18 protein-coding genes are annotated in these 14,990 nt (G+C 62.2%); 13 read left to right on the top strand and 5 right to left on the bottom strand.

The annotated features are described in order from the left end of the window. Positions 1–30: 30 nt before the first annotated feature. Together AWC17_RS13495 and AWC17_RS13490 are read right to left on the bottom strand one after the other, a co-directional pair. Entirely contained in the window at positions 31–996 is a 966-nt protein-coding gene (locus AWC17_RS13495; protein ID WP_225323274.1) for a dihydrodipicolinate synthase family protein, read from the bottom strand. Positions 997–998: 2 nt separating this feature from the next. Continuing rightward, a complete protein-coding gene (locus AWC17_RS13490) occupies positions 999–2,111 on the bottom strand; it encodes a cupin domain-containing protein (RefSeq protein ID WP_009953932.1) in 1,113 nt (370 codons plus the stop codon). A 368-nt stretch (positions 2,112–2,479) separates the two neighbouring features. Here AWC17_RS13490 and AWC17_RS13485 point away from each other — a divergent pair, with 368 nt between their 5' ends. Beyond that, positions 2,480–3,058 (top strand): TetR/AcrR family transcriptional regulator, encoded by a 579-nt coding sequence (locus AWC17_RS13485; RefSeq protein ID WP_009953934.1) that lies wholly within the window; start codon positions 2,480–2,482, stop codon positions 3,056–3,058. A 29-nt stretch (positions 3,059–3,087) separates the two neighbouring features. On the opposite strand, the gene AWC17_RS13480 is transcribed toward AWC17_RS13485, so the two are convergent. After that, positions 3,088–3,312, bottom strand: coding sequence for a ferredoxin (locus tag AWC17_RS13480; protein WP_009953936.1), 225 nt, complete (start codon positions 3,310–3,312; stop codon positions 3,088–3,090). A gap of 477 nt (positions 3,313–3,789) precedes the next feature. Between AWC17_RS13480 and AWC17_RS13475 the strand changes: the two genes are divergently transcribed. The 10 genes from AWC17_RS13475 (at position 3,790) to AWC17_RS13430 (ending at position 11,179) form a co-directional block, all read left to right on the top strand. After that, on the top strand, positions 3,790–4,017 hold the full coding sequence (locus AWC17_RS13475) for a hypothetical protein (RefSeq protein WP_014379561.1): 228 nt from the start codon (positions 3,790–3,792) through the stop codon (positions 4,015–4,017). A 112-nt stretch (positions 4,018–4,129) separates the two neighbouring features. After that, a complete protein-coding gene (locus AWC17_RS13470) occupies positions 4,130–5,311 on the top strand; it encodes an acyl-CoA dehydrogenase family protein (protein WP_009953938.1) in 1,182 nt (393 codons plus the stop codon). A gap of 34 nt (positions 5,312–5,345) precedes the next feature. After that, positions 5,346–5,777 carry a nuclear transport factor 2 family protein gene (locus AWC17_RS13465; protein ID WP_009953939.1) on the top strand — a complete coding sequence of 144 codons (432 nt, stop codon included), beginning with the start codon at positions 5,346–5,348 and terminating at the stop codon, positions 5,775–5,777. Positions 5,778–5,803: 26 nt separating this feature from the next. After that, on the top strand, positions 5,804–6,211 hold the full coding sequence (locus tag AWC17_RS13460) for a nuclear transport factor 2 family protein (protein WP_009953941.1): 408 nt from the start codon (positions 5,804–5,806) through the stop codon (positions 6,209–6,211). 37 nt (positions 6,212–6,248) lie between these two features. Beyond that, positions 6,249–6,827, top strand: coding sequence for a VOC family protein (locus AWC17_RS13455; RefSeq protein ID WP_009953942.1), 579 nt, complete (start codon positions 6,249–6,251; stop codon positions 6,825–6,827). Next, positions 6,827–7,645 (top strand): SDR family NAD(P)-dependent oxidoreductase, encoded by an 819-nt coding sequence (locus AWC17_RS13450; protein WP_009953943.1) that lies wholly within the window; start codon positions 6,827–6,829, stop codon positions 7,643–7,645. The genes AWC17_RS13455 and AWC17_RS13450 overlap by 1 nt, the downstream gene beginning before the upstream one ends. Before the next feature lie 19 nt (positions 7,646–7,664). Next, complete coding sequence (locus tag AWC17_RS13445) at positions 7,665–9,071, top strand: aromatic ring-hydroxylating oxygenase subunit alpha (protein WP_225323276.1); 1,407 nt, start codon at positions 7,665–7,667, stop codon at positions 9,069–9,071. Further along, complete coding sequence (locus tag AWC17_RS13440) at positions 9,068–9,664, top strand: aromatic-ring-hydroxylating dioxygenase subunit beta (protein WP_225323277.1); 597 nt, start codon at positions 9,068–9,070, stop codon at positions 9,662–9,664. Before AWC17_RS13445 ends, AWC17_RS13440 begins: the two co-directional genes overlap by 4 nt. Positions 9,665–9,764: 100 nt before the next feature. Beyond that, positions 9,765–10,340 (top strand): YceI family protein, encoded by a 576-nt coding sequence (locus tag AWC17_RS13435; protein WP_029384520.1) that lies wholly within the window; start codon positions 9,765–9,767, stop codon positions 10,338–10,340. A 44-nt stretch (positions 10,341–10,384) separates the two neighbouring features. Continuing rightward, positions 10,385–11,179 carry a fumarylacetoacetate hydrolase family protein gene (locus tag AWC17_RS13430; protein WP_014379563.1) on the top strand — a complete coding sequence of 265 codons (795 nt, stop codon included), beginning with the start codon at positions 10,385–10,387 and terminating at the stop codon, positions 11,177–11,179. Between the two features lie 4 nt (positions 11,180–11,183). On the opposite strand, the gene AWC17_RS13425 is transcribed toward AWC17_RS13430, so the two are convergent. Both AWC17_RS13425 and AWC17_RS13420 read right to left on the bottom strand, forming a co-directional pair. Beyond that, complete coding sequence (locus tag AWC17_RS13425; RefSeq protein ID WP_225323278.1) at positions 11,184–11,786, bottom strand: TetR/AcrR family transcriptional regulator; 603 nt, start codon at positions 11,784–11,786, stop codon at positions 11,184–11,186. Positions 11,787–12,446: 660 nt separating this feature from the next. Then, positions 12,447–12,842, bottom strand: coding sequence for an integrase (locus AWC17_RS13420; protein ID WP_231614137.1), 396 nt, complete (start codon positions 12,840–12,842; stop codon positions 12,447–12,449). A 508-nt stretch (positions 12,843–13,350) separates the two neighbouring features. Between AWC17_RS13420 and AWC17_RS13415 the strand changes: the two genes are divergently transcribed. Together AWC17_RS13415 and AWC17_RS13410 are read left to right on the top strand one after the other, a co-directional pair. Then, a complete protein-coding gene (locus AWC17_RS13415; RefSeq protein ID WP_009953951.1) occupies positions 13,351–14,121 on the top strand; it encodes an MlaE family ABC transporter permease in 771 nt (256 codons plus the stop codon). After that, positions 14,118–14,978, top strand: a complete 861-nt coding sequence (locus tag AWC17_RS13410) for an ABC transporter permease (protein ID WP_009953952.1) — start codon at positions 14,118–14,120, stop codon at positions 14,976–14,978. The genes AWC17_RS13415 and AWC17_RS13410 overlap by 4 nt, the downstream gene beginning before the upstream one ends. Positions 14,979–14,990 lie beyond the last annotated feature (12 nt).

Below are 14,990 nucleotides of genomic sequence, written 5' to 3'. Positions count from 1 at the left end.
GTCACTAGAACGGAACCGTCCTAGGTCACCTCAGCGCAAACCGCGGTGCTTCTGCTCCAGTTCCGCCCACCGGCGGCCGGTCTCCTCACCGCCAGCGACCATGTCGGGCGGAGCATCGGTGTAAGGCGGCCGACTGGGCCCGCAGTCGATCAAGCCCGCTCCGCGGAACCGGCCACGCCCGACCGGAATGCTGTAATCCATGAAGCGCGACATGTCACCGCCGAACTGCGGGGCCAACGCCCAGTTCACCTGCTCGGAAATGCGATCCGCCTGTGCCCAGTCCTCGGACAGCACGGCGCGCGACAGCGCAGCCAACGGGGACGGTGCACAGGCCACGTTCCCCGACCAGCAAGCCGTGGCCCTAGCGGGAAAGCGCTTGGCAACGCGGACCCAGTCGCTGTCGAGGGGCAGCACGGCAACCTTGTCGCCGAAGGCCTCGATGTCGCCCTCCAGTGTCGGTCCGCCTGCGTGCTTGGTCGCCACGACCTCGGGCGCATCGGCAAGTTGCCGGTAGGCCTCGACGCTAATCTTTCCTTTGAACGCGGCGGGGTTGTCATAGATGACGACCGGTACCCCGGGCAACGCCTCGGTGATATCGCGATAGAAGCGCACGATGCCGGCGTCGTCGAGCGGCAGCCACATCGGACGACCTACGAACAGTCCGTCGGCGCCCACATCGATCGCTTCGCGACCTCGTGCGATGGTGTCGCGGGTGTTCAACGTCGTCACGCCGGCGAAGAAGGGCACCCGACCCCGGATCGTCTCGGCGACGCAGGACGAGAACTGAAGCCATTCTTGATGAGTCAGCGATGCGCACTCGCCGAAGGTTCCGGTGGACATCACGAGCTCGATCCCGGCCTCGACGACCTGCTCGACCATTTTCTCGGTCTCAGCGACATTGACGCTGTTCAGGCAGCGCCAGTCATCGGCGTCGCTGGTCGCAGGCGTCGGAACGATGCCCACGATCCCTCTGATGTCTGCACGGGTGATCGTCATGGTCATACCCTCTTATTCGCCGGGGATGCCAGATCGCCTGGCACCGCGGGATACGGCTGGGTACCGAACGAGTGACGCGGCTCCTCGCGGTACATTCCGAGCACCTCGAGCATGGGAGCGTCGGTTGCGGAGAAGAGCACGGCGTCGACCTCGGAGGACCGGTTCATGTGGGCGTGCCACATCCAGTTGGGCACTACAAACGAGTCGCCGGCAGACCATTGAATTTCCTCGTCACCGACAACTGTGGTGCCTTCGCCTTCGACGACGTAGTAGACCGCACTGGAAGTGTGGCGGTGGCGTTCGGTGCACAGACCCGGACGGAGCAGCTGTGCGAAGCAGTCGATAGTGGGCAGTGTCGGGCCCCCGCTGATCGGGTGGGCGTAGTGCAGGATGACGCCGTCGAACGGGCTTCCGCTACTGTGGCGATGCGTGTCCAAGGCGGCCCGAACCTCGCTCCACGCGTAACGGAACGGAATCCGTTCACCCTGTCGAGCTTCCCACGCGGGGCGTATGTGGGAGGCGCGACTGCTGGTGAAGGCAGCAGCGTCTTCGTGCAACGGCTGCGTGCGCCCACCGAACGGTTCGAAGAACATCTGCCGCAGGTAACCCATGAGCGGTACGTCGAGGATGTCGACCCAGACGCCGCGTTTGTCGCTTTCGTTGTGGTGATCGTGCCAGGAATAGGCCGGCGTGATGATCAGGTCACCGTCCTCCATCGCAAGTTTCTCTCCGTCGACCGCGGTGAACAGGTCGGGGCTACCGTCCACGACGAAGCGCAAGGCGTTGATGGAATGCCGGTGCGCCGGGGCGATCTCGCCAGGCAGGGTGATCTGCATACCCATCGCCAAGGTCTGCGTCGTGCCGTTGACGTCAGGAGCCGGGTTGATGAAAGTGAAGTTCCTGCGGGCAGTTTCGCCGGACACCGCCGTGCACATCTCGGTCAGGGCGCGATCCGCGAGTTCCCATGACCACCGGAACGGCACACCCGCCGGGACGGGACCGTCGGTGAGCTGGACCAGCTGCGCATCGTACTGCCACTGGCCACGGAGGTGCAGTTCGTCAAGCTTCCTGTCGAACTGTGCCAGATCTGAAGCGGGCTCCTGTGTAGTCGTCATAATCCCTTGTCCTCGTGAAGAAACCGTGGCTGTTAGAGACAGGTCGCGATCGACCGCGCCGCTGGTCAACCGAAGGGTCCCGGCGGCCTCGAGCGTCGATGCCTCGGGTCGGCGGGACCACTCCCGGTGATGATGACGCAGCGCTGACGCTAGCACCGGCCGCAGCCGTCCACAAGACACTTAGTATGGTTTGTGTCTAAACAGTACTTCTCGTACTACGCCTTTTATGCAGGCGGTAGCTTCTGGCAGGCCGTCGACCGGGGGATCGTGATCCGTTTCAAAAAGAAACGCCTAATGCTGTGGATCCCACCTCTTCCTCTGCAGGGCGGGAATACACTCTGCGAAGCGGGAAGACGAGGAGGACCCTGATGGCGGCGAACGGCGACATGCTTGCGCGTATCTTCGATGCGACCACTACGACGTTGGCACGCAGTGGCGCCAAAGCGCTTTCGATGACCGACGTCAGCGCTGAAGCGGGGATCCCCCGCGGAACGCTGTATCACTATTTCGGTAGGAAGCAGGACCTACTGTATGCGGTCGGCGTACGAGTCGTGAAGCTGTTCGAAGGGGCGGTAGTCAACGCCGTCGAAGAGCGGCCCGAACTCGACGTTCGTGTCCGGGCGGTCGTAGAGGCAATGATCGACGTCGGCCGGGCGCATCCGGAAATCATGCAGGTGATTGCCCTTGAACCGGGCTTCGGAGTGGACTTCTTGCAGCAGATCTTCCCGGAATTCGTCGGCGTGCTGGAAGAGCTACTGGCGCCGGCGCTGAGCTTGACCCTTGGCGTGCGGTCCATGGGTATGACCAGTGGTCAACTCTGTGAACTCATCCTTCGAATCGTAATGTCGGCGTACGTCTTTCCGACTCGCGATGTGGCCGACCTGCCGCGCGCGATCCTGGCAATGCCATATCTGGCCCGGTGGACTCCCGACCAGTACCTGGTTTGAAACCTGAGGCGACCCCAAGCGTCGCCACGTCACTCGCCCGCGTCGGCGCGGCGCACCGTGATGGCGCTGTCAGGACACGCCTCCGCACCTCGGCAAGCCTGCGCCTCGAGTTCAGTCGGCACGCTCTCAGGTGCCACCGCGTATCCGGCGTCATCGATCGAGTAGACGTCGGGACCTTCGGCGGCACACAGGGTGTAGCCGCAGCACTTCGACCGGTCGACAGTGATCAGAAGGGGTAGCTGGCTGTCTGCCATGATGATCGGCTCCTCCGGTGGGCTGGGACGTGAAAACTACCCGAGGCAATTTCCAGCATTAGACATACTATACAGATGGTGTCTTAATCGCATATTGTCTCTCACGTGCGAGTGCGCGATCGCCATAGGAGCGCGGGCCAGCTGACCCGAAACAGCCTGCCACGGAATTGAATTCAGTGTCATCCGCCCCGGACCGCTACGTACGGGTCTGGGTGCTTTCCCTGTGGAGTGACCGCTGTGTGCGGCGTCGGCGCAGAAGGCAACCCAGTCAGCATGGCGGTGACCTCGTTCGTCTCGCTGTCGCTGGATCCGCCGTGGGGTGGCAGTCTGCCTGCCGAGCGCGTCCTTCTCCGGAGGATGCCTGCGTTCGGTATCGGGCACGGGCGACCGCTTCAGCGACATCGACCGGGAGCCTACGGGCGATGGGGTCGCGTTCGTGCCAGGTGCCTGGGGTGTGGGTGGAATGGAGGGTGTTCGATGAGGTTGCGGGCGGCGACCAACACCATCGCCGCGTTGAAGATTCATCGGCTGCACCTCAAGCCCGGCATTGCCCCACAGGTGTTACGCGGCAGCGAATTTCGTCGGCTCGAGGTGGCCGTGAGCACCAAGGTCGCGTCGGGCCCACTCGGACGGTCCGATCAGATCACCGGTGCGCGTCGGCTCCCGTGCGAAGGAACTTCAGCCAAGACCTTGACCACACGGTGACGATGAACACATAATACAAGTAATGTTCAAATAGGACTTTTCATTCAAGTAGGCCGACGCGAGAACAAGCAGGCTGGCGAAGCCCTAACCATGGTCAATTGGAGGACCCCACATGACAGCCCTCGAGGCCGAGACCACCACCGTGCTGGACGCCGTTCGGGCGCTCGTTCCCGAGATCGCCCAGCGCGCGGATGAGATCGAGGCGGCCAAGCTGATCCCAGCCGATTTAATCCAACGGCTCACGGATGCAGGGGCTTTCAGGATGTTTGTGCCTCGCCAGTACGGCGGCGAAGAGATGACCCTCCTCGAGGCCATGGCTGTCATCGAAGAGGTCGCGAAGGCCGACGCCTCGGCCGGGTGGACCGTGATGATTGGTGCTGACTTCGCGCCGGTATTCGGCCGTTTTCCCCAGAACGTCCTCGACGGAGAAATTTATCCAGAAGGACCCGACACCATGGCCCGCGGGGCGTTCGCGCCCAAGGGTGTGGCGATCCGCACCGACGGTGGCTATCTCGTCAACGGTCAGTGGCCCCTCGCCAGCGGTAGTTATGAGCACCAGTGGATGATGGGCAGCTGCATCGTGCTGCAGCAGGGCGCGCCGGTCATGACCGACGCGGGTGTGCCCGAGATGGTGCTCGCGATGGTGCCTGCAGAGCAGGCTGATTTCGTTCAGACATGGGATTCTGTTGGATTGCGCGGGACGAGCAGCAATGACTTTGTGCTCAAGGATGTATTCGTTCCCGATGAGCATGTCGGTAACTTCTTCGGACCGGCCACCGTCGACACCACGCTGTTCCGGTTGCCTATCCGCTTGGCGCTCGGCCCGACCCATGTCGCGGTGGTCGTGGGAATCGCCGAGGGTGCTCTGAGCGACCTTCGTCAGTTGGCCAAGACGAAACGACCCGCGTTCAACCCCACGATGCGACTGGCTGAAGACCCCGTATTCCAGTACCGGCTAGGGCAACTCGACGTCCGGTTGGGTTCGGTTCGTGCGCTGGCCGAGAAAGAGGTCCGGCTGATGTGGGACGCAGCGTCGGCAGGCGAACCCATCTCGCCGCTGCAGGCCACCCGCCAGCGCGCAATGGTGGCACGGGCCCACACCGAGTGTGTCGAGATCGTCAACGAGGCGTTCGGACTTGCAGGCAGCACCGCCATGTACAACAAGTCGATTTTGCAGCGACGCCTTCGCGACGTGCGGACGGCGGCGCAACACGCCGCCGCCAGTGGAGAGATCTACACGATCGTCGGGGCGCTGCTCGCGGGAGAGGACGTCCCGCCGGCCGCCTTGGCCTAGCGGTGGGACATCCGACACGATGACAACAGACGCGATGACGCCGCAGGACGTGACGCTCCACTGGGAGCTCAGCCGCCTGAACAACGCTTTCGTCTACTTTATGGACAATGGTGAATTCGATTCAATGATCCGGCTTTTCACCTCTGACGCGGTGTTTGACCGGGCCGGAATCGTCCATCACGGCCATGAGGAGATGCGTCAGGGGATGCGTGATCGGCCGAAGGTGACCACTCGTCACTTGTTGACGAACTTTTATTTGACCAAGGCCGACGACGACTCCGCGGAGGCGGTGGTCTGCGCCATGGTTTATCACGGTCCGCTCGCGAATGACGGCGAACCGGTGGTCTACGCCACTGACAACGGACGAGTCATCGAGTTTCACGACACGTACGCCAAAACCCCGGAGGGCTGGCGCATCTCGTCACGGATCGCGCGCCCGATCTTCACTCCCGAGGTATGGCCGTGACCGGCAGGACAACGGAAGCGAGTCCCATGGCTGAGAACCAGCATGATGTGTTGGCCACCGTCGAACGGTTCGTCGCCGCGCTGACGACTGGCGATGCCGCCAATCTCGACGCGCTGTTCACGGACGACGCGGTGATTTGGCACAACTACGACCAGGTCGAACAGCCGGCCAGGCAGGCGCTTGCCGCATTGGCCGGGCTGGCGGCACTTGCGCCCCGGTATGAGATTGCAGGTCGCGACTTGGTCGGCGACGCCTGCGTTCAACGCCACGCGGTCCACCTCACGCTGCCCGGAGGCCAGCAGGCCTCCATCCCCGCCATCCAGCGAATCTCCGTGGTGCACGGTCAAATTCGGCGGATCGACGAATACATGGATTCGGCCCAAATGGCGGCCGCAATGCAAGCATTACAAGCCAGCCCGCAGACCCCGGTGTGACCGGACCTATATCCCAACCACGAGAAGGACGCTCCCGATGCCCGCAATCACAGACAAGTTCACCGGTGAACCTGTCCTGAAGCTCCAGCGCCTGGGTCACGGCACCCTCGAGACCATGGATCTGGCCAGGGCGCGTCGCTTCTATGAGGAAGTGCTGGGCTTGGAGGTGATTCAGCCGAGCAGCAGGTCGATGATGATCCGGCTGGGAACCAACCACGCCTACGCCGTGGTGGAGACCGGCAAGGCGAGCACGATGACCATGCTGGCACACAACGGGCTCGACGTCGGCAGCGTGGAAGAGGTCTACGCCGCGCACGAAAAGCTGCTCGAGATCAAAGACCAGTGGGGAATCAAGCAGATCACCGAGCCCCGTCACATGCACGGCGACACGTCCTTTTACTTCACCGATCCCGATGGCAACTGGTGGGAGATCGTGGCGGTCCGCGAGAATGGCTACGCTGCAGACTTCGCCGATCGGGACCGGGATCTCACCGGTCTGCACGAGTTCGACGGCGAGACGGGAAACGTGAACTTCAGCCACACCCACGATCCCGACTTCCGCGGACGGGTCCGTCAGGTCATCGAAGCCAAAGCCGCACCCGAGAGCACCGCATAATGGGCCGGTTGGACGGTAAGGTCGCCGTCGTCACGGGCGCCGGCAAGGGAATCGGCTGCGGTATCGCTCGCCGGTTCGCCCGCGAAGGCGCCAAAGTCGTGGTCGCCGAACTGGATTCGGATGCGGGCAAGCAGGTGGTCGGGGACCTCGTTGAGCTCGGTGGCCAAGGGTTGTTCGTGCAGACCGATGTGTCCCGAAAGACCGATATCGAGGGCGCCATCGCTGCCGCCCAGGAGTCCTTCGGCGGCTTGGACATTCTGGTGAACAACGCCATCGCTCTGACGCCGGACGTCCCTTTGGAGTACAAGACGGACGAAATGCTCGAGCAGACGATGAAAGTCGGGCTCTGGAGCGTCTGGTGGGGCATGCAGACCGCGTTCCCACTGTTGAAGGACCGCGGCGGAGGCCGCATCATCAACTTCTATTCGATCGACGCGGACGACGGCCACTGGGTGCACGCTGATTACAACACCGCGAAGGGTGGCGTGCAGGCGCTGACACGGACCGCCGGGTTCCAATGGGCCCGGCACAACATCTGTGTCAACGCCATCGCTCCGATAGCCGCATCGGCCGCATTCGAAAAGATGGTGGCCGACAACCCAGAACTGGGTGCGGCGATTCCAACGATGATTCCGATGGGACGCATGGGTGATCCGGAAGAGGACATCGCCCCGGTGGTGGCTTTCCTGGCCAGCGACGAAGCCCGCTTCATCACCGGGGCCACGATCCCGGTTGACGGCGGCCTGCACGTGCCTCGGGTGAACACCAAACCACCGGATCCCTCGGTGTTCGACTCTGCGCCGGCCAGTGGGCAATAACTAAGGAATAGGAGCAAAAATGACTATAGATGAGGTGAAACACGCTCCGACCGGACCTGTTCTTTCGGACGGGACCCCGCTGTCGGAGCTGATCGACAAAGACTTCCGGGAGGTATCGCTTCGGGTTCTGACCGACCCCGAGCTTTACCAACTGGAGCTGAAACAGCTGTTTGCCAAGGCGTGGACGGTCGTGGCGCACGAGGACGAAGTCCCAAATGTCGACGACTACGTACTTCGGTATGTCGGCGAAGATCAGGTGATCGTCAGCCGGGCGGCGGATAACACCTTCACGGTGGCGCTCAACGTGTGCGCACACCGGGCTGCCAAGGTGTGCCGGTTCGAGGCCGGCAACGCCAAGACATTCCAATGTGCCTACCACGGTTGGGTTTACAAGTCCGACGGCAGCTTCGTCGGCGCACCCATCGCTCGGGAGGACATGCACGGGCTGTTGCGGCCCAAGTCTGAGCTTGGTCTGACCAAGGGTCGGGCAGAGACCTACTGCGGCATGATCTTCGTCACCTTCGACGAGAACGCCCCGACCCTGCGCGAGTACCTCGGCCCGATGACCTGGTACTGGGACCTGATGTTCGACCGCACGCCCGGTGGTATGACGGTGCTCGGCCACCCGCAGCGGTTCATCATCAAGGCGAACTGGAAGAGCGCCGCCGAGCAGTTCGCCGGAGACATCTTCCACACGCTGTCGCTGCACCGTTCGATGCAGGAACTGCAACTGCTCTCCACCGAGGGCGAGTCACAGGAGCCGGCAATGGCCGGCGTCAGCGCCAGCCACAAAGGCCATTTCGTGCGGTGCTTCGATCTGACCAACGAGCACTACGTCAATGCCCTCAAGGGCAAAAATCTTGCGGACATGTCGCCGCTGGAGCGGCTGCACCTGGTTCCCCCGCCGGGGATGTCACCGGAGATGGTAAAGGGGCTGCCAGATCGATTCGACGATGGGCAACTGAAGATCCTTGCGGGGTACACCCCGCAGGTCGGTCAGCTGTGGCCGAATACGGCTGCGCTTTGCATGCCGTTCCAATTCCCCGACGGCACCCCGTCGGCCTTCCTCAGCTGGCGGGTCTGGGTACCCAGGGGACCGGAACACTTCGAGCTGTTCCATTGGAGTTTGGTCGAACGCGACGCGCCTGAGGAGCTCCGCGACACCGTGAACCTGATGACGGCGGCCACCTTTGGTATCAGCGGTTTCGTCGAGGCCGACGACACCGACACGTGGCCCATGCAGACTTATGCCTCCAAGGGTGCGCTTGGAGCCCAGCAGAAGCTGCGTTACCAGGCGATCACCGGCGAAAACAAGCCCAGTGATTGGCCGGGTCCGGCGCAGGTCTATGCCGGGTTCCCGAAGGATGACACGCAGTGGAATTTCTGGCTGCGCTACAGCGAGTTCATGGAAGGGAGAGCGTGGTGACCACGGAAGCAACTCGAGAACGGGTGGTGCCCGCCGCACGGGCAACAATGGGGACCGTCGACTACCCGACGCCTAAGGGCAAGCGGATCAAGGTCACCGACCCGCGGCACCTTGAGATCGTCGCGTGGCTGGAAGACGAGTCGACCCTTCTCGACGAGGACGACCTGACCGGCTGGCTGGCGCTGCTCGCGCCCGACATCATCTACCGGGCACCGGTGCGGACCACCCGCGATCACCGGACCAAGGGGGTGTTCGAGGCGGAGATGTACCACTTCAACGAGAACATCATGACCCTGATGTTGAAGCTGATGCGATTGACCCAGACCGACAGCGCCTGGTCGGAGAATCCGCTGTCCCGGACGCAGCGGATCGTGCACAAGGTGCGGTCATACGAGACCGAAAAGGCAGGCGAATACGAGGTCTTCAGCTCCATCGTGCTCATCCGGTCGCGCTATGACGAGCCGGCACTGGAGTTCCTGCCGGCCCGCCGGGTCGACACCATCCGGACGGGTGACGAGTGGAAGCTCGCAGCGCGGACGGTCTATTTCGAGCAGGCCACGCTGGGGGTGCAGAACCTGGCCGTCTATTTGTAGTCCGTTACCCGTATCCGGTCCTCAGTAAAGCTGACTACCTATCGAGATGTTGGCTGAGTGTCTACCTGCATGGCCGGCACTCTGACGTCAAAGGTGTGAATTGTCTTCTGCAACAGACGAGATGCCCGGTTATTTGCCTGGCATTTGGGCAATCGATCCAGCGCGGTCCGGTCTCACCTTCTCGGTCGGCCACCTCGGGGTGCACACCGTGCGTGGGACGCTCAGCGTGTCAGGCCGGATCGTCATGGCCGAAGATCCGCTCGATTCGGCGGTTGACGCGACGATCGACCTCGGCTCGGTCAACACCGGAAGCAAGGGCCGGGACGAGGCGATCCGGTCGGCGCACCTACTCGACGTATCCAGCCGGCCCACGGCGACCTACCGGTCCCAGCGGCTGGATCTCGCCGAACCTCCCGGTGAATTCCTGCTACATGGAGATCTGGAATTGCTGGGTGTCACGCGGGAAGTACCGATGCGGATCCGGCTGCAGCGCTCCACCTCTGGTGGTTCGCACCAGCCGGTCATCACCGCGGCGGGCGAGTTCACCCGCCGCGACTTCGGGTTGATATATCAGGCCCGGCCGCGCTTCCTCGATCGCGCGATCTCGTCGAGTGTGGGCGTTAAGGTACGGCTCGAGGCGGCGTCAGCCGCCGCGACCGAAGGGATAGGACGCTGAAAATCGCAAGGATTCATCGAGGGGGCGCCGACGTCTGGGGTCTGGTGGACGTCGATGCCGGTACCGTGCAGCCGATTCGGGGTGGTATCGAGGAGTGGGGTTCGGCGGCTGCCGATGGTGCGGCGCATTTCGAGAAGGTCGGTCCTCCGTTAGCGATGACCGACGTTCGCTGGCGACCACCAATCACCCCTACGTCTACGATCATCGGGGTCGGTATGAACTACTGGTCGCACCTGGAGAAGCTGGGTGTCACCGAGCGTCCGAAGACCACCTTGGGGTTCCTCAAACCCCAAGTGGCGATCATCGGCCACGGAGACGTCCTGGCGAATCCTTCGATCACGGAGCAACTGGACTTCGAGGTCGAACTTGTTGCGGTGATGGCGAAGTCGATGAGTCACCTCGGCGAGCAGCCAACCAGCGCGGTGCTCGGCTACACAGTCGGCAACGATGTCAGTGCCCGTGACGCGGCCACGCCTCTGAGTGGTGGGCTGGACCTGTTTTCCATCAAGGCACTCGGAGGGGCGACGCCGGTGGGGCCGTGGATCACCACCAGGGACGAGTTCGGCGGGTCAGGCCAGATTGATGTCGCCATATCGTTACGCGTCAATGGTGAACTGCGCCAGCATGACCGCACCGGCAAGATGATCTTCAGCATCGACGAATGCCTTGAGTACATCATCGAAAGGATGCCGCTCACCGCCGGTGATATCGTGTTTACTGGCACGACCGACGGGGTGGGGTTCGAGGACGGCCGATTCCTTGGTGAGGGCGACGTGGTTGAGGCGGAAGTCGAAGGAGTCGGCGTACTGCGCAACGTCGTTGGCGCCAGATTAGGTTGAGATCTCAGCCCACGGCTCGTCGCTGTGAACGGAAGCGCGACTTTCTGGGTTTGAGTCCACCTGACTCACCGAGCACGACGAGAATGTCGCGGAACCTCCGATAGTCGCGCGAAGGCATGAAGTAGTGCGAAAACGCCATCCGCACGATTAAGTCCGCAATCTCATTCAGTTCGGCCGATCCATTGAGTACGGCAGGGCTGTCGACCAGTGCAGGCTCCAACGCATCGCTCAGAACACCGGAGAGCTGAGGCGCAACCCGCTTGATATAGTCCACAACGAATCCCGGTTCAAGTTCTCCGATCTGCATTGTGGCAGGGTTCTCCAACCAAAATCGCAGCATGACGTCAATGACGATCAGCAAGCGGTCAGCTGGCCGCGGGTTCGCCTCGATCGCGGCGTCGAGGACCGCCTGCAGTCGCGTGACGAAATGGTCGCCCAACGACCGAAGGAGTTCGTCCTTATTCTTGAAATACCGGTATAGCGTCCCGGTAGATACGCCGGCTTCGTGCGCGATATCGCTCATTGCTAGCTTCTTGGGGCCTTGCCGAGCAATCGCCTTCAGGGCACCGTCGAAGATACGGGCCTCGGTACCTGCCCTGGACGCCAAGGAAAAAGCCTTTCAGGAATGAAGCAGCTGCCGCTGCCGACCAACATTTAAACGATTATATCGCAGCTCGATTATTTGAAGCGGGTGTCACGGGCCAGGCCGTGAGCACCTCGCGCAGCCAGCGCAGCTCGATCAGGCCGAAGGCCGGCCGGCGGCGCTAGCCGTTGGACTGCGGACCAGCACCTGCACCCGCCACACGACGTCGCCGGCATAAGCGTTGCTGCCGGTGGAATGGGTCCAGTCTCGTTCCAGATAACGGTGTAGTGACGGAACAAGCGCGCGATAGCAAGGTTATCTTGCGCGCCAATGGTTTCACACACCGTTCAGGGTCGGCTCGGCGGCCCGCGCGGTCCCCGTCGAGGTGACTGAGGAGGAGCCCGAACCGGCAACTGATCCAGCGGAGTTCGAACCTCATCGCGGCGTTGCAGTGCTAAGCGCAGCTCAAAGCCCACCAGCTCGGGCAGGCCACCAAGCGGGGCTGGTGGGCCGCAATCCGCGGCCTCTCGCGGACGACCGGGGAACCGGCACAGTGCTCGCCCCGGCGGCGTCCCCGGTAGTTACAGCCTCTATGGCTCGCCGCTTGTCCTCGGCCCCGCGCATGCAGTCAATTACGGTCGAGTCCAACGCGCCTTGGCCAAAACCTGTTGTACACACCGAGATTCACCGCGGAGCACCCAGTTCCTGGCCGCCGTATGATGGCGGGACATATGCGCCCGTACCGCAAAGCCGCAGTCGGTGGCCAGCCGCGCAAAGCACCGCTATGTGCACGATATGTGATCGGCGCACCCAGCGGTTCTCGTGGTAGAGGGCGACGAACACCATGTCGCAGTCGGCGTCACCGAGGATGTCCATACGTTCGATCTGGTAGTCCGCGTACCTCGATAGCACCGCTTGGGTTGCCGGTACGGTGCGGGGAAACCGCGATTTCGCCAACGCGCCACTGGAATTGGGCCGGTGCGGCACATCTACCTGGGCGTCCAGCACCGCACAATCCCCACCGCGCGGATTGGGAGGCAGTTCCAGAATCGGGTCGGCGAAATCCGAGCGTCTCCCCAATCCGTCGCCCCCTCACGCAGACAACCGGTCGGTGACGGCCTGCTCGAAAACCCCAGTCTGGCGCAGAACCGCCAGACTGATCTAGGACCACTCCACCCCCTGATGGATGCTTGACAAAGTTTTGTTATGAAAATAAAGTTCTGCTACCAGACTCTACGAATCGGGGAGGGTTCTCGTGGTCCCAAGCTCACTGCAGAGGCTGCCGATCGGCGGCATGAAGACGGTGCCGTCGGCCCCAAACATTTCAGCTTCTCGGCTTTGGTAGACCGCCATGTTCTGAGCGTGGCGGTGGGAATCAGGTTGGTAGGCGGTTTGCGGGTGGGGATGAGTCGGCTGCCGAACAGTCACCTTGGGGGCCCTGCGGTCATCTTCAAGCACCGGCTGCCTACGACAAGTACGGCAAGTTGAACCTTGTGGATGTCATTGGAATGCGAGGGGACGGACGAGATCCGCTGTGGCCGCCCATCGGTACAGGTATCACCATGGCGTGTGATGTGAACGGAGGCCGGTGTTGATCTCGCCGAATACCTTCGCCAAACCGGTTCGCTCCGTGGGAGACTTTTTTGCCCTGGCGCTTGACACATTGTTGCAGATACCGCGGCGCCCGTTTGCTGGGCGCGAATTCCTTTTGCAAAGCTGGTTCGTTGCCAGGGTATCAATAGCGCCGACGATGATGTTGTCAATTCCTTTCACCGTGCTCACGGTGTTCACAATAAATATTCTGTTGATCGAGTTCGGTGCTGGAGACTTTTCTGGCAGCGGCGCGGCACTGGCCACGGTCACGCAGATTGGCCCGCTTGTCACGGTGCTGGTGGTTGCCGGTGCCGGCGCAACAGCGATGTGCGCCGACCTGGGTGCACGCACTATTCGTGAGGAACTCGACGCGCTGCGCGTGCTCGGCATTAACCCGATCGGATCGTTGGTAGTGCCCCGCGTGCTCGCGGCCACCTTCGTCTCGTTGCTGTTATCCGGCGTGGTAATCGTAACCGGCCTCGTTGGTGGGTTCGAGTTCTCCGTCTTTGTCCAGCACGTTACGCCCGGGTCCTTCGCCGCAGGATTGACGTTGCTCACCGGCGCGCGGGAGTTGGTCATCGCGCTAGTCAAGGCTGGGCTGTTCGGTCTGACCGCCAGTCTCATCGCGTGCTACAAGGGCATCTCGGTGGGCAGGGGGGCGGCCGCCGTCGGTAATGCGGTGAACGAAACGGTGGTCTTTTCCTTTATGTCGTTATTCTTCATCGACGTCGTCGTGACCGCGGTGGGCGTGAAGGCGACATCATGAGTAGCCGCACGATTGCCAGCCAGCTATTTCCGCGATTGAGCTACACACTGGATGGCTGGGTTGCGGGCTGGCGGCGCATCGGCGCGCAAGCGCGTTTTTACGCGAGAACTCTGGGCGCGATCCGGGACGCCTTGTCCTCCTATAAGCACGAGACTTTGCGCATGATCGCCGAGATGGGCTTAGGCGCCGGCGCGCTGGCGGTCATTGGCGGCACCGTGGGAATCGTTGGCTTTCTGACACTATCGGGGGGCTCCCTCGTCACGATTCAGGGCTACAGCTCATTGAGCGGTATTGGTGTGGAGGCGTTGACTGGTTTCGTTTCCGCCTACGTTAACGGCCGTATCGTCACGCCGCTAACCGCGGTAATCGGCCTGTCCGCCACCATCGGGGCCGGCACCACCGCGCAACTGGGTGCAATGCGGATTAACGAGGAAATCGACGCCCTCGAGGTGATGGGCATCCGCTCGATTGCTTATTTGGTTTCCACCCGGGTAATTGCGGGCGTGGTAGTAGTGATCCCGTTGTATTGCATAGGGCTCTGGATGTCCTTCTATGCTGCCCGGTTCGCCACAACCTCCGTGTACGGGCAACCGACGGGCGTCTACGACCACTATTTTTCGACATTTCTACAGCCCACCGACATCATCTGGTCGCTTCTGCAGGCAGTCCTGATGGGCCTCGTGGTGATGCTGGTGCATACCTACTACGGCTATACCGCTTCCGGTGGGCCCGCCGGGGTGGGCGAAGCCGTGGGTAGAGCGGTGCGTAGCTCAATGGTCTCCGCGGTATTAGTAATTTTATTCTCCTCGCTTGCCATTTACGGCAAGACCGGCAATTTCCACTTCTCGGGTGGATAGCCCTGATTATGC

It is taken from the genome of Mycobacterium nebraskense (assembly GCF_002102255.1).
GTDB classification, from domain to species: Bacteria; Actinomycetota; Actinomycetes; order Mycobacteriales; family Mycobacteriaceae; genus Mycobacterium; species Mycobacterium nebraskense.
The sequence above is the reverse complement of the archived record's forward strand: the minus strand, read 5'-3'. Positions and strand labels throughout refer to the sequence as shown.

Bases quoted from the DNA above. Each gene is read 5' to 3' on its own strand.
- AWC17_RS13495 (WP_225323274.1), bottom strand. From the start codon at position 996: ATGACGATCACCCGTGCAGACATCAGAGGGATCGTGGGCATCGTTCCG.
- AWC17_RS13490 (WP_009953932.1), bottom strand. From the start codon at position 2,111: ATGACGACTACACAGGAGCCCGCTTCAGATCTGGCACAGTTCGACAGG.
- AWC17_RS13485 (WP_009953934.1), top strand. From the start codon at position 2,480: ATGGCGGCGAACGGCGACATGCTTGCGCGTATCTTCGATGCGACCACT.
- AWC17_RS13480 (WP_009953936.1), bottom strand. From the start codon at position 3,312: ATGGCAGACAGCCAGCTACCCCTTCTGATCACTGTCGACCGGTCGAAG.
- AWC17_RS13475 (WP_014379561.1), top strand. From the start codon at position 3,790: ATGAGGTTGCGGGCGGCGACCAACACCATCGCCGCGTTGAAGATTCAT.
- AWC17_RS13470 (WP_009953938.1), top strand. From the start codon at position 4,130: ATGACAGCCCTCGAGGCCGAGACCACCACCGTGCTGGACGCCGTTCGG.
- AWC17_RS13465 (WP_009953939.1), top strand. From the start codon at position 5,346: ATGACGCCGCAGGACGTGACGCTCCACTGGGAGCTCAGCCGCCTGAAC.
- AWC17_RS13460 (WP_009953941.1), top strand. From the start codon at position 5,804: ATGGCTGAGAACCAGCATGATGTGTTGGCCACCGTCGAACGGTTCGTC.
- AWC17_RS13455 (WP_009953942.1), top strand. From the start codon at position 6,249: ATGCCCGCAATCACAGACAAGTTCACCGGTGAACCTGTCCTGAAGCTC.
- AWC17_RS13450 (WP_009953943.1), top strand. From the start codon at position 6,827: ATGGGCCGGTTGGACGGTAAGGTCGCCGTCGTCACGGGCGCCGGCAAG.
- AWC17_RS13445 (WP_225323276.1), top strand. From the start codon at position 7,665: ATGACTATAGATGAGGTGAAACACGCTCCGACCGGACCTGTTCTTTCG.
- AWC17_RS13410 (WP_009953952.1), top strand. From the start codon at position 14,118: ATGAGTAGCCGCACGATTGCCAGCCAGCTATTTCCGCGATTGAGCTAC.